General features: G+C 62.0%; 14 protein-coding genes. 10 read left to right on the forward strand and 4 right to left on the reverse strand.

Translation table 11 applies throughout. From position 1 onward, the window contains the following. Window positions 1-58: 58 nt before the first annotated feature. Window positions 59-1,588: a M48 family metalloprotease gene (locus ABNT42_RS08175; protein ID WP_348696488.1), complete on the forward strand. Its 1,530-nt coding sequence runs from the start codon at window positions 59-61 to the stop codon at window positions 1,586-1,588. Here ABNT42_RS08175 and ABNT42_RS08180 read toward each other — a convergent pair. Genes ABNT42_RS08180 through ABNT42_RS08195 form a run of 4 tightly spaced genes read right to left on the reverse strand, consistent with a single transcriptional unit; the run spans window position 1,554 to window position 3,828 of the window. After that, window positions 1,554-2,147, reverse strand: a complete 594-nt coding sequence (locus tag ABNT42_RS08180) for a DUF2946 family protein (protein WP_348696187.1) — start codon at window positions 2,145-2,147, stop codon at window positions 1,554-1,556. The genes ABNT42_RS08175 and ABNT42_RS08180 overlap by 35 nt on opposite strands. After that, a complete protein-coding gene (locus ABNT42_RS08185) occupies window positions 2,140-3,156 on the reverse strand; it encodes an alpha/beta hydrolase (RefSeq protein ID WP_348696188.1) in 1,017 nt (338 codons plus the stop codon). The genes ABNT42_RS08180 and ABNT42_RS08185 overlap by 8 nt, the downstream gene beginning before the upstream one ends. Before the next feature lie 12 nt (window positions 3,157-3,168). After that, a complete protein-coding gene (locus ABNT42_RS08190) occupies window positions 3,169-3,597 on the reverse strand; it encodes a nuclear transport factor 2 family protein (protein WP_348696189.1) in 429 nt (142 codons plus the stop codon). 36 nt (window positions 3,598-3,633) lie between these two features. After that, window positions 3,634-3,828 (reverse strand): zinc-finger domain-containing protein, encoded by a 195-nt coding sequence (locus tag ABNT42_RS08195; protein ID WP_155432753.1) that lies wholly within the window; start codon window positions 3,826-3,828, stop codon window positions 3,634-3,636. Between the two features lie 134 nt (window positions 3,829-3,962). Between ABNT42_RS08195 and ABNT42_RS08200 the strand changes: the two genes are divergently transcribed. From ABNT42_RS08200 to ABNT42_RS08240, 9 genes are all read left to right on the forward strand, one after another. Further along, entirely contained in the window at window positions 3,963-4,730 is a 768-nt protein-coding gene (locus ABNT42_RS08200) for an AzlC family ABC transporter permease (RefSeq protein WP_348696190.1), read from the forward strand. After that, window positions 4,727-5,056, forward strand: coding sequence for an AzlD domain-containing protein (locus ABNT42_RS08205; protein WP_348696191.1), 330 nt, complete (start codon window positions 4,727-4,729; stop codon window positions 5,054-5,056). The genes ABNT42_RS08200 and ABNT42_RS08205 overlap by 4 nt, the downstream gene beginning before the upstream one ends. A gap of 68 nt (window positions 5,057-5,124) precedes the next feature. Then, entirely contained in the window at window positions 5,125-6,342 is a 1,218-nt protein-coding gene (locus ABNT42_RS08210) for a phosphoglycerate kinase (RefSeq protein ID WP_348696192.1), read from the forward strand. A 206-nt stretch (window positions 6,343-6,548) separates the two neighbouring features. Beyond that, window positions 6,549-7,997, forward strand: a complete 1,449-nt coding sequence (gene pyk, locus ABNT42_RS08215; protein ID WP_155432757.1) for a pyruvate kinase — start codon at window positions 6,549-6,551, stop codon at window positions 7,995-7,997. An 82-nt stretch (window positions 7,998-8,079) separates the two neighbouring features. Beyond that, window positions 8,080-9,144 carry a class II fructose-bisphosphate aldolase gene (gene fba, locus ABNT42_RS08220; protein WP_161033519.1) on the forward strand — a complete coding sequence of 355 codons (1,065 nt, stop codon included), beginning with the start codon at window positions 8,080-8,082 and terminating at the stop codon, window positions 9,142-9,144. A gap of 118 nt (window positions 9,145-9,262) precedes the next feature. Further along, window positions 9,263-10,159: a phosphoribosylaminoimidazolesuccinocarboxamide synthase gene (locus ABNT42_RS08225; RefSeq protein WP_348696193.1), complete on the forward strand. Its 897-nt coding sequence runs from the start codon at window positions 9,263-9,265 to the stop codon at window positions 10,157-10,159. A gap of 1 nt (window position 10,160) precedes the next feature. Then, on the forward strand, window positions 10,161-10,664 hold the full coding sequence (gene purE / locus ABNT42_RS08230; protein WP_348696194.1) for a 5-(carboxyamino)imidazole ribonucleotide mutase: 504 nt from the start codon (window positions 10,161-10,163) through the stop codon (window positions 10,662-10,664). A 31-nt stretch (window positions 10,665-10,695) separates the two neighbouring features. Further along, the gene (locus ABNT42_RS08235) at window positions 10,696-11,910 is read left to right on the forward strand and encodes a 5-(carboxyamino)imidazole ribonucleotide synthase (protein WP_348696195.1); all 1,215 of its coding nucleotides are present in this window, start codon (window positions 10,696-10,698) and stop codon (window positions 11,908-11,910) included. Beyond that, window positions 11,907-13,007 (forward strand): L-threonylcarbamoyladenylate synthase, encoded by a 1,101-nt coding sequence (locus tag ABNT42_RS08240; RefSeq protein WP_348696196.1) that lies wholly within the window; start codon window positions 11,907-11,909, stop codon window positions 13,005-13,007. The genes ABNT42_RS08235 and ABNT42_RS08240 overlap by 4 nt, the downstream gene beginning before the upstream one ends. Window positions 13,008-13,075 lie beyond the last annotated feature (68 nt).

The following is a 13,075-nucleotide window of genomic DNA, read 5'->3' on the forward strand; positions in this document are numbered from 1 at the left end:
GAATGCCAAACCCCGTTCTATGCGCCAGCGCCTGACCGCTGCCCTGCTGTTGCTGACCATGCCGCTGGCAATGGCGCAGGATGTGCTGGCGCCTGCCAAAATCCCCAACCTGCCTGCGCTCGGCGATACCGAGCGGCAGGATTTGTCGCCTCTGATGGAACGTCGGCTGGGCGAGGAGATCATGCGCGATATCCGCCGCAATAACGATTTCCTCGATGATGCGCCCATCCTCGAATACCTGAATAACTTCGGTAATGCGCTGGTGGCAGCCCGCCCCGATGCCCGTGGCGAGGCGAATTTCGATTACTACTTCTTCGCCGTGCGCGATCCCCAGCTGAATGCGTTTGCCTTGCCCGGTGGCTTTATCGCCGTGCACTCGGCGCTGCTGCTGGCAGCGCAGACGGAATCGGAGCTGGCCTCCGTGCTGGGGCATGAAATCGGCCACGTGGCCCAGCGCCACATCGCCCGTTCTATCGGCCAGCAGAAGCAGGATGCGCTGATTCCGCTGGCTGCCATGATACTGGCCGTGCTGGCCTCCAAGGCGGGCGGCGATGCCGCGATCGGGGTGTTTTCGGCCGGGCAGGGGCTGGCCATCCAGCGTCAGCTGAACTTTGGCCGTGATGCCGAACGCGAGGCTGACCGTATCGGTTTCCAGATCATGGGCGCGGCCGGCTACGATACTTCCGGCATGGTGGCCTTCTTCCAGCGTATGCAGATCGCTACCCGCAACTATAGCGACCGGGTGCCGGCCTACTTGCAGAGCCACCCGCTCACGACTGAGCGTATCGCCGATATTCAGGCGCGTATCCGCGATCAGCCTTACCGTCAGCGGCTCGATAGTCTGGACTTTCATCTGGTGCGGGCGCGTGCACGGGTACTACAGGACCCCAGTACGCAGGGGCTGGCTGAAACCCAGACTTTCTTTGAATTGCAGTTGCAGCAGCCGGGCCGCCAGCAGGTGGCCGCTGCCCAGTATGGGCTAGCGATGGTGGCACTCAAGCGCGAGAACTATGCGCTGGCGCAGGAGTGGCTGGATAAGTCGCACGCGACGATCCGCAAGCCGCCGGCAGCGGGTACCTTCGGCGTGGCTGCGGCGCCGGAGGGGGAGATCATCTACGTCAGTACGGCACTGGAGATCAAACTGGCCCAGCCCGACAAGGCGGCCCTGCAGCAGCAGGCGCTGGCCGATGCGGAAGCGGCCCATCTGGTGTATCCGCTATCGCGCGGCATCGCCCACCAGTACGGCGAAGCGATGATCGCCGCCGGTCAGCTGGAGCGGGCGGCGGTATATCTGCGCGATCAGGTGCAGCTGTACCGTGATGATCCGAATGCCTATGATCTGCTAGCGCAAGCCTATGCCAAGCAGGGCAAGCAGGCCTTGCAGCATATTGCGCTGGCCGAATCGTATGTGCTGCAGGGCGGTGTGCTGTCGGCGCTCGATCAGCTGTCGTATGCGCGCAAGGCGCCCGATGCCACCTTTTACGATCAGGCGGTGATCGATGCGCGCGAGCGCGAACTGCAGGCGCGCCGGCGTGAAGAAATGGGCGACAAGTTCAAGAAGGATCTGCAGCCGGCGCCGGCACGCTGACATAGCCGTAGCGGGCGGGCAGGCTGGCTGCCTGCACCCGCTGTACGGGATGACCACGCAGCGTCAGGCTGGCACTGCTATGGCCTTCCAGCCAGTCCATCAAAGCTTCATCCGTGACGGGGCTGTAGCCGCTATGCAGTTCGGCTAGCACGCTGGCCACGTCGCGATCATCGAGCTGGGCCAGTACGTCGGCGCTGCGCAATAGCAGCGCGCCCTGTTCCGTCAGCAGCACTTCGTCGATGGCGCCCAGCGGCACGCCTGTGTGCAGCAGCCAGCCCTGTACGGGATCGGTACGCACGATATACGGCGCCGCTTCCAGTTGGACATACACGCGCTGCGGACCGTTCTGGAAATACCAGCAGCCGCGTGCATCGGCCCCGTAGTTGCGGGCGATGAAGCTGCACAGGGCGGCGTGCTGCAACTTGTCACCGGGCAGGTTCAGGTGCTGGGCCCGTTCGTCGCGCATGCGCCAGTGGCCGCGCGCATCGAGTAATAGCCAGCCGTAGCAGTGCGGCACGTTGGGCCATTTGGCCAGTGCCTGTTTGACGATGTCATCCATGTTGGGAGAGTCCGGTAAAAGGTGCGGCGCCCTGCGTCATGAAATGCAGCAGGCGTTGCGGCAGCCAGTGCAGGCTGCCGGGCAGGCGACCCGCGGCAAAGCCTACATGACCGCCCTGCGCGGGGTATTCCAGTTGCACACAGGTAGCCGCCTGCTGCGGCAGATGCTGGCCGGGCAGGAAGGGATCGTTGCGGGCGTTGAGGACTAGCGTGGGCACGCGGATTTCGCCCAGCACATGCTTGGCGCTGGCGCGGTGCCAGTAGTCTTCCGTGTTGCGGTAGCCATGCAGGGGGGCTGTCACAACGTTGTCGAAATCATACAGGTCGCGCGCGGCATGCAGGGCTCGCAGATCGAATAGATCGGGGTACTGCTGTAGTTTGGCTACGCACTTGGGTTTCAGGGTTTGCAGGAACATGCGCGTGTACAGCATGTTGAAGCCGCTGGACAGGGCCGCGCCCCCTTGTGCCAGATCGAGCGGTGCCGACACGGCGCAGGCCGCATCCACCAGACCCGCCTGCTGGCCGGATTCGCCCAGCCAGCGCAGCAATGCATTGCCGCCCAGCGAAACACCGGCTGCGTAGAACGCTGGACGGGCAGGGTGCACGCTAGCAGTGCTGGGGTGGTGCGGTGTGGCCGTGTGGCGCGCATGCAGGCGGCGGATGATCCAGTTGATTTCTGTTGCATCGCCCGAATGGTAGAAGCGCGGTGCGCGGTTAGGTTCGCCCGAGCAGCCGCGGAAATGCGGCACGGCGCCCGACCAGCCCCTTGCTGCTACGGCGGCCATCAGGGCGCGTGCGTAGTGGCTGTCGGAGCTGCCTTCGAGGCCGTGGAATAGCACCACCATGGGCTGACCCGGCTGGCCATCGACAAAATCCACATCAATGAAGTCGCCGTCAGGGCTATCCCAGCGTTCGCGCCGGTAGTGCACGGGCGGCTTGCGCAGGCATAGCGCCGGATAGATGGTCTGCAGGTGGCCGCTCGGTAGCCATGCGGGCGCGGGATACTTCACGGCACTATCCTGTCAGTGCAGTATCTGGCTGCGCGCTTCGGTCGGCACCGGGCCGGGGGCGATGGAAACGTGGTGCAGCACAATGCGCCAGCCACGCGGCGTCTTGACGTAGACATTGCTGGCCAGCAGATGGATATCGTCCTGCTGGGCCACACTGCTGATTTCTACCACCGTGTGCACGGAGCTCATCAGATTGTGGGTTTCGTGCAGCTGGATGGGCACGATGTGCAGGCCGCCATGTTCGAGGATGGCGGCCCACGAAGCACGGATAGCGGCGTGGCCGATCAGGCGCGGGCCGCCCGGATGGATGCAGACGATTTCGTCGTCTTCGGCCCACAGTGCCATCAGCGCGTCGAGATCGGCGCGGTTGAGGGCATCGTAAAACGCCACCTCGGTTTCGGCGGCACTACCATTGAGTTGCTTGACGCGTTTGGTGGGCATGCTCGCTCCGTGGGGCGTTACGCTGATGGCGGCGGCTTAGTGGTGGCCGACCACGGTGCCCGGCTTCAGGCGGTAGGCCGTGCCGCAGTATGGGCACTTGGCTTCGCCATGCTGGAAGTCGAGGAACACGCGCGGGTGGGATGACCACAGTGGCATGGCCGGATTAGGGCAGTGGGCTGGCAAGTCCTTGCCTTCGAGTTCGACGGCGTTGGTGGTGGTGGCAGTGCTCATTTCGTATGCTCCGAGGACTAAGGAAAACCACGATTTTAACGGATTCGCGCATAGAGCAAAAATCATCGGTAAAATAGCGCCTCTACCGTCCCGCTGCGCCGCGCGCTGTGGCAGGAATGCTACATGATCTCGCCATGACCGAACCTAGCAGCGCTCACCCTTCCGATCCCCCTGTCTGCATCGTCTCCGCCCACCACGAAGCTGCGTGGCGCGAAGGCCTGAAGGTCGGTACGCCCACCCTGTTCGGTATCGGCGCGTGGGGGCTGGTAGTCGGCATCGCCATGGTGAAAAGCGGTCTGACGGTGGTGCAGGCTCTGGGTATGACCTTGCTGGTGTTCGCTGGTTCTGCCCAGCTTGCTGCCTTGCCGCTGATCGCCAGCCATGCGCCCATCTGGGTAATCTTCCTGTCGGCGCTGACGGTAAATCTGCGCTTCGTGATCTTTTCGGCCCTGCTGGCGCCCCATTTTGCCCAGCTGCCGTGGCGCAAACGCGCAGCGCTCGGCTATGTGGCCGGCGATATGACGGTGGCGCTATTCCTGCATAAGTTCCCCGATCCGGCGCCGCAGCCGGGCAAGCTGTCCTACCTCAAGGGGCTGACCTATCCCAACTGGGCGGCGTGGCAGATCGGCTCCATCGCCGGGATATTCGCCGGCAGTGCCGTGCCGGCCGAATGGGGGCTGGGCTTTGCCGGGACGCTGGCCATCATCTGCGTGATGGTGCCGCTGATCGTGGGCCGTCCCGCTCTGTGCGGCGTACTGGTGGCCGGTGCCGTGGCAGTGCTGGCCGTGGGCCTGCCGTACAAGCTGGGCTTGCTGCTGGCGGTGCTGCTGGGCATGCTGACGGCGATGGCCGTGGAAGAGGTCGCCGAGAAATGGCGCCAGACCTACGGAGACCGGCCATGAGTGACTGGGAAATCTGGCTCACCATCGGCGTGCTGGCTATCGCCACGGCCGCTACCCGCAGCTCGTTCTGGCTGGTGGGGCATCACATCAATATTCCCAAACGGGTGCAGGAAATGCTGCGCTATGCGCCCGCCTGTGCGCTGGCGGCCATCGTGGCGCCCGATCTGATGCTGGTAAATGGTACGCCGGTGTTGGACTTGAGCAACATCAAACTGCTGGCCGGTATCGTTGCTACGATCTTTTATTTGCTGCGGCGCAATATGTTGCAAACTATCCTATTTGGCATGGGCTTTTACACGGCTTTGCGCCTGCTGCATGTATTTTAATAACAGGAATTTAAGCCTCTGCTTGCGGTAAAATAGCGTACCTTTTTCAACTCGACCTTTGGGTAACCATGTCCGCTGTTTTGAACTTCATCCGTCTGCAAGATCTCATCGCCCAGAATGCGCTGCAAGGCAAGCGCGTTTTCATCCGCGCCGACCTGAACGTGCCGCAAGATGACGCCGGCAACATTACTGAAGACACCCGCATCCGCGCATCTGTGCCGGCCATCCGCGCTGCCGCTGCCGCTGGCGCCAAAGTGATGGTGACCTCCCATCTGGGCCGTCCGACCGAAGGCGAGTTCAAAGCAGAAGACAGTCTGGCCCCGGTGGCGGCCCGTCTGGCCGAGCTGCTGGGCCAGCCTGTTGAACTGAAACAGAACTGGGTGGACGGCGCCGGTCTGGAAGGCCTGCAGGCCGGTCAGGTGGTACTGCTGGAAAACGTGCGCGTGAACCGCGGCGAAAAGAAAAACAGCGACGAACTGGCGCAGAAAATGGCCGCCCTGTGCGACATCTATGTCAATGACGCTTTCGGTACCGCCCACCGCGCCGAAGCGTCCACCCACGGCATCGCCAAATTCGCCCCTATCGCTTGCGCCGGTCCGCTGCTGGCTGCAGAACTCGATGCATTGGGCAAGGCGCTGGGCGCACCAGCCCGTCCGCTGCTGGCCATCGTGGCCGGTTCCAAAGTGTCGTCCAAGCTGTCGATCCTGAAGGCACTGGCCGACAAGGTCGACAATCTGATCGTCGGTGGCGGGATCGCCAACACCTTCATGAAGGCTTCCGGCCTGAACATCGGTAAATCGCTGGTCGAGAACGATCTGGTGGACGAAGCCCGCGCCATCATCGATCTGATGGCCAAGCGCGGCGCGCAAGTGCCGATTCCTGTCGACGTAGTGTGCGCCAAGGAATTCTCGCCGACTGCTGCCGCTACCGTGAAAGCTGTGGCCGACGTGGCGGACGACGACATGATTCTGGATATCGGCCCGCAGACGGCTGCCACGCTGGCCGCCCAGATCGCCAAAGCCGGTACCGTGGTATGGAATGGCCCGGTCGGTGTGTTCGAGTTCGATCAGTTCGGCGAAGGCACCAAGACGCTGGCACTGGCGATTGCCCAGTCGCCGGCCTTCTCGATCGCCGGTGGCGGCGATACGCTGGCCGCGATTGCCAAATACGATATCAGCGCGCAAGTCGGTTACATCTCGACGGGCGGCGGCGCCTTCCTCGAATTCCTCGAAGGCAAAACCCTGCCGGCTGTAGAGATTCTGACCCAGCGTGCCGCAGCGCAGTAAGTAAGCTAAGCAGTAAAACCGTAGGCGTAAGGGTAGGGCTAGTAAAAAGCACGGTCGTGCGATGTAGCAAATTGACAGTAAAATTCAATTTATGCTTGAGAATGACTAAAATTTCGTAGCTTTGCTACATTTTAGTCTTGTTGCATCACCGTTCCGCTCCCCCTGTTTCGGGGAGTGTTTGCTAGCCCTAACGCCCAAGGATGACTATGTCCCGTAGTACTAAAATTGTCGCAACGATAGGCCCAGCCTCCACTGATTTCAACGTCCTGGTACAGATGATACGGGCCGGTGTGGATGTGGTTCGTCTGAACTTCTCGCACGGTAAGGCGCAGGATCACATCGACCGCGCCCGTCTGGTACGCGAAGCGGCGGCCGAAGTGGGCCGTGAAGTGGCCATCATGGCCGACATGCAGGGACCGAAAATCCGCGTTGGCAAGTTTGAAAATGGTAAGATTGACCTCGCGAACGGCGATAAATTCATCCTCGACGCGAAGTGGGGCGAAAACGGCGAACTCGGTAATCAGGAGCGCGTTGGCCTCGATTACAAGGCACTGCCGCAGGACTTGCGTGCGGGCGACAAGTTGTTGCTCAACGACGGTCTGATCGTGCTGACGGTCGACAAAGTCGTTGCCCATGAAATTTTTACCACCGTGAAAATCGGCGGCGAGCTGTCCAATAACAAGGGCATCAATCGCCAGGGTGGCGGCCTGACGGCACCGGCCCTGACCGCCAAGGACATGGAAGACATTAAAACGGCGATGAGTTTCCAGTGCGACTATCTGGCGATCTCGTTCCCGAAAAGCGCCACCGATATGGAAATGGCGCGCCAGCTGGCAAATATCGCCGGCGAACCGTTTGGCCACAAGCCGCAGATGATCGCCAAGATCGAGCGCGCCGAAGCCATTCCGGTGCTGCAGGAAATTCTCGACGCCTCCGACGGCATCATGGTGGCACGGGGCGATCTGGCAGTAGAAGTAGGCAATGCCGCGGTACCGGCATTGCAGAAGCGCATGATCCGTATGGCGCGCGAGTCGAACAAGCTGGCGATCACGGCGACCCAGATGATGGAGTCGATGATCTTCAATGCCGTGCCGACCCGTGCCGAAGTATCGGACGTGGCCAATGCCGTGCTGGATGGCACGGATGCCGTAATGACCTCGGCGGAAACCGCCTCCGGTCGTTACCCAGTTGAAACTGTAGAAATGATGGCCGCGATTTGCGTAGAGGCCGAGCAGTCCGAGTACAACAAGCTCGACGCCGACTTCCTCAACGCGACCTTCACCCGGATCGACCAGTCGATCGCCTATGCAGCGCTGTTCACCTCGCACCATCTGGCGGTGAAAGCGATTGTGGCGCTGACGGAATCCGGTTCGACGGCACTGTGGATGAGCCGTCACAATATTGATACGCCGATTTACGCGTTGACGCCGAGTGTAGGTACCCTGCGCAAGATTGCGCTGTACCGCAACGTCAAAGCCTACAATCTGGTGCAGACGGCGGAAAGCGCCGTGGTGCTGAAGCAAGCGGAAGACCTGCTGGTCGAACGCGGCATCGTCAAGAAAGGTGACATGATTGTTGTTACCTGGGGCGAGCCGATGGGGCAAGTGGGCGGCACCAACGCCATGAAGATCGTTAAGGTCGGCGAGTTTCACTAAGTAAGTCCGGTAGCAGCGCTCTCGCGGAACGAGGGCGGGTAGGCTCCGGCAACCAGGTTTTTTTATTGTTTGGAGTATTACCATGTCCCTCGTATCCATGCGTCAACTGCTGGACCATGCTGCTGAAAACGGCTATGGCATCCCTGCTTTCAACGTCAACAATCTGGAACAAGTGCAGGCCATCATGGCTGCAGCCGATGCGCTGAACGCGCCGGTGATCATGCAGGCGTCCGCTGGCGCCCGTAAATATGCTGGCGAAGCTTTCCTGCGCCACCTGATCGACGCTGCTGTCGAAGCCTATCCGCACATCCCTGTCGTTATGCACCAGGACCACGGCCAGTCGCCAGCCGTGTGCCAGGCCGCGATCCGCTCGGGCTTCACTTCGGTGATGATGGACGGCTCGCTGGAAGCCGACGGCAAATCGGTCGCTTCCTACGAATACAACGTGGAAGTATCGAAAGAAGTCGTGAAGTTCTCGCACGCTATCGGCGTGACGGTGGAAGCCGAACTGGGTGTACTGGGTTCGCTGGAAACCATGAAGGGCGATAAGGAAGACGGCCACGGCGCCGACGGCACCATGACGCGCGAACAGCTGCTGACCGACGTGGCACAAGCTGCCGACTTCGTGCAGCGTACCCAGTGCGACGCGCTGGCCATCGCTATCGGTACCTCGCACGGCGCCTACAAGTTCACCCGCAAGCCTACCGGTGACATTCTGGCCATCGACCGTATCAAGGAAATCCACGCGCGCATTCCTAACACCCACCTGGTGATGCACGGCTCCTCGTCGGTGCCGCAGGAACTGCTGGCCATCATCCGCGAATTCGGCGGTGACATGAAGGAAACCTATGGCGTGCCTGTAGAAGAAATTCAGGAAGGCATCCGTCACGGCGTCCGCAAGATCAACATCGATACCGACATCCGTCTGGCCATGACTGCGGCAATCCGTCAGTTCCTGTTCCAGAACCCGTCGAAATTCGACCCGCGCGACTACCTCAAGCCAGCCCGTGCTGCTGCTGAGCAAATCGTACGTGCCCGTTTCCAGGCCTTCGGCTGCGAAGGTCAGGCCGGCAAAATCAAGCCAGTTGCACTGGAAAAAATGGCACAACGCTACACGGCCGGCGAGCTGGCCCAGATTGTGAAGTAAAATTCTGTTTTGGAACGGGTTTATTCCGCCAGGAATGAACCCGACACTGGACCGGCGGCCTCGTTTTCACCCCGCCGGTTTTCGCTTTTCTATACCGCTAGTCAAACCACCCTCCGCTATGAACAGCCTCTATCAGACCTCCATCAAGTCCCTGCCACTGCTCGGCCACGGCAAAGTCCGCGACAACTACGCTGTCGGCGATGACAAAATCCTCATCGTTACCACTGACCGCCTGTCGGCTTTCGACGTTGTCATGAACGAGCCTATCCCCGGCAAGGGCATGGTGCTGAACCAGATGAGCGATTTCTGGTTCGAAAAACTCGGCCACATCGTGCCTAACCACCTGACCGGCGTAGCACCGGAATCCGTGGTGGCTGCCGACGAAGTGGCGCAGGTCAAAGGCCGCGCTGTGGTGGCCAAGCGTCTGAAACCGATCATGGTGGAAGCTGTGGTACGTGGCTACATCATCGGATCCGGCTGGAAAGACTATCAGGCTACCGGCAGCATCTGCGGCATCCAGCTGCCAGCTGGTCTGCGTCAGGCCGAGAAGCTGCCAGAGCCACTGTTCACCCCTGCGGCCAAAGCCGATCTGGGCGAGCACGACGAGAACATCAGCTTCGCAGACATGGAAAGCCGCATCGGCGCCGAACTGGCTGCCAAGATGCGCGACGTGAGTATCGCCCTGTACAAGGCGGCTGCCGACTACGCCGCCACCCGCGGCATCATCATCGCCGACACCAAGTTCGAATTCGGTCTCGATGAAAACGGCGTGATGCACCTGATGGACGAAGTGCTGACGGCCGATTCGTCGCGCTTCTGGCCTGCCGATTCCTACGCACCGGACATGTCGCCTCCATCGTTCGACAAGCAGTTCGTGCGCGACTATCTGGAAACCCTGACCGACTGGGGCAAAACCGCTCCGGCACCAGCGCTGCCAGCGGAAGTCATCGAAAAAACCCAGGCCAAGTATTTCGAAGCCATCGAACGCCTGACGGGCGAGAAGCTGAAGGTCTGAGATGAGCGCGAATGCAAATAGCACGCCGCTGGTCGGCGTGATCATGGGTTCCAACTCGGACTGGGACGTGATGCAGCACGCGGTCGCCATTCTGAAGCAGTTCGGCGTGCCGTTCGAAGCGCAGGTGATCTCGGCCCACCGTATGCCGGACCAGATGTTCACCTACGCGGAAAACGCCCGTAGCCGCGGCCTGCGCGCCATCATCGCCGGTGCCGGCGGTGCAGCGCACCTGCCGGGCATGGTAGCGGCCAAGACCATCGTGCCGGTACTGGGCGTGCCCGTGCCGTCCAAATACCTGCGTGGCGAAGATTCGCTGCTGTCCATCGTGCAGATGCCGAAAGGCGTGCCGGTATCGACCTTCGCCATCGGCGAAGCCGGTGCGGCCAATGCTGCGCTGACGGCAGTGGCGCTGCTGGCGGCGACGGATGAAGCACTGGCGCAGCAACTGCTGGCCTTCCGCGCCACCCAGACGGCAGCTGCCGAGGCCATGACTCTGCCCCTGTAATTGGGCGACACAACGTAACGATATAAACGGTATGAGTAATTTGACGTCTTCCCCGCAACAATCCCGTACGCCGGTGCTGCCTGCCGCTAACCCGCCTGCATGGCTGGGCGTGATGGGCGGCGGCCAGCTGGGCCGCATGTTCGCTCAGGCCGCCCAGAGCATGGGGTATCAGGTGGCCGTGCTGGAACCGGCGGCAGCCTGTCCGGCGGGGCAGGTAGCGCAACGTCTGATCGAGGCTGGCTACAGCGATGTGGCCGGTCTGGATGCGCTGGCAGCGCAGTGCGCTGCCGTCACGACCGAGTTTGAAAATGTGCCGGCCGATTCTCTGTCGCGGCTGGCACAGCAAGTGTTTGTAGCACCGAATGCGCATGGCGTGTCGGTGGCACAGGACCGCATCGCCGAAAAGCGCTTCTTCGTTGACTGCGCCGAGAAATCCGGCGTGCTGCCGGCGCCACACAAGACTATCGCTAGTGCAGCCGATATCGACGCCATCAGCGACGATCTGCTGCCCGGCATCCTGAAAACGGTACGCATGGGTTACGACGGCAAAGGTCAGGTACGCGTACGCACGCGCGACGACGTGCGCGCCGCTTTCGCCAGCATGAACGGCGTGACCTGTCTGCTGGAGAAAATGCTGCCACTGGCCTACGAAGTGTCGGTACTGACGGCACGTGGTGCCGATGGCGAATCGGTGGTGTATCCGATCGCTGAAAACGTGCATCGCGACGGCATCCTGTTCACCACCACCGTGCCCGGCCCCAACGTGTCGGCCGAAAGTGCACTGAAGGCCCAGCGTGCAGCGCAGGCGATTGTGGCCGAACTGGGTTACGTGGGTGTGCTGTGTATCGAGTTCTTCGTGCTGACGGATGGCACGCTGGTGGTCAATGAAATGGCGCCCCGTCCGCACAACAGCGGCCACTACACCATCGACGCCTGCGTCACCAGCCAGTTCGCCCAGCAGGTGCGTGCCATGGCTGGTTTGCCACTGGGCGATGTGCGCCAGCATTCGCCCGCCGTGATGCTCAACATCCTCGGCGACGTGTGGTTTGAAGGTGATAGCAATACGCCGCGCGAACCGGCGTGGGATCAGGTGCTGGCGCTGCCGGGCGCTTGCCTGCACCTGTACGGCAAGGACGATCCGCGCCGCGCCCGCAAGATGGGGCACCTCACGTTTATCGCGCCTACGCTGGAGCAAGCGCAGCAGCAGTTGCAGGCTGCCTGCGCCATTCTAGGTATCGCGGCGTGAAGTCTGGTCTGACACAGGCAGCAGGATCAACTGCCGCTGCTGCCGATGCTGCAGCCATTGCTACCGCAGCCGCCGTGCTGGAGCAGGGCGGGCTGGTGGCTTTCCCGACCGAGACGGTGTACGGCCTTGGCGCCGACGCCGAGAATCCGGCCGCAGTAGCGCGCATCTATCAGGCCAAGGGCCGGCCTAACGATCATCCCGTGATCGTCCACGTGGCGCCTGAAGCGGAGCTTGATTACTGGTGCACGGATATTCCCGTACAGGCGCGCCAGCTGGTGCAGGCTTTCTGGCCCGGCCCGCTGACGCTGATCATGAAACGTGCCGTGCATATCCCCGCTGCCGTCTCTGGCGGTCAGGACACGGTGGGCATACGCTGCCCGTCCCATCCCGTCGCCATCGCTCTGCTGAGCGCATTCAAAGGCGGCAAGGGCGGGGTGGCGGCACCATCGGCCAATAAATTCGGCAGCGTCAGCCCGACCACGGCGCAGCATGTGCGCGACGAGTTCGGACTGGATGCCCATGACGATGGCCCGATGGGCGGTGCCGCCGATGGCGAAAGCTGCGATGGCGCGCTGCTCAGCGTGGTGCTGGAAGGCGGTTCCAGCGCCGTCGGTATCGAATCGACCATCGTCGATCTGTCGCGCCTCGCCACGCACGGCCCCGTGCTGCTGCGTCCCGGCCATATTACGGCGCAGCAGATTGCCGACGTGATCGGCATGCTGCCCGCTGCGCCCGATCAGGCCGCTCCCCGCGCTTCCGGTACGCTGGAATCGCACTATGCACCGCGTACTCCCGTCACCATGCTGGATGCGGCAGCACTGCCGGCCACGCTGGCCCAGTTGCAGGCGCGCGGCGTGCAGGTGGCCGTCATCAGCCACACCCTGCCAGCCTGCGGCCATGCCCAGCGTCACATGCCGGCGACGGCCGCAGCGTATGCCTATGGCCTGTATGCCGCGCTGCGCGACATGGATCAGACCGCTTGCGATCTGATACTGGTGGAAACCCCGCCACAGGATGATCAGTGGCTGGGCGTGAACGACCGTCTGCGCCGTGCCGTGCACGGTTCGGCTGGCGTCATCGCGCGCCTGCTGGCCTGAACTGCCTAGCCCGAGTCCGGCGGCCGGATGGTCCGCTGGGCTTGCTTTCCTGCTAAGATTCAATTGCT

The organism is Duganella fentianensis (genome assembly GCF_964031615.1).
Lineage (GTDB): Bacteria > Pseudomonadota > Gammaproteobacteria > Burkholderiales > Burkholderiaceae_D > Rugamonas > Rugamonas fentianensis_A.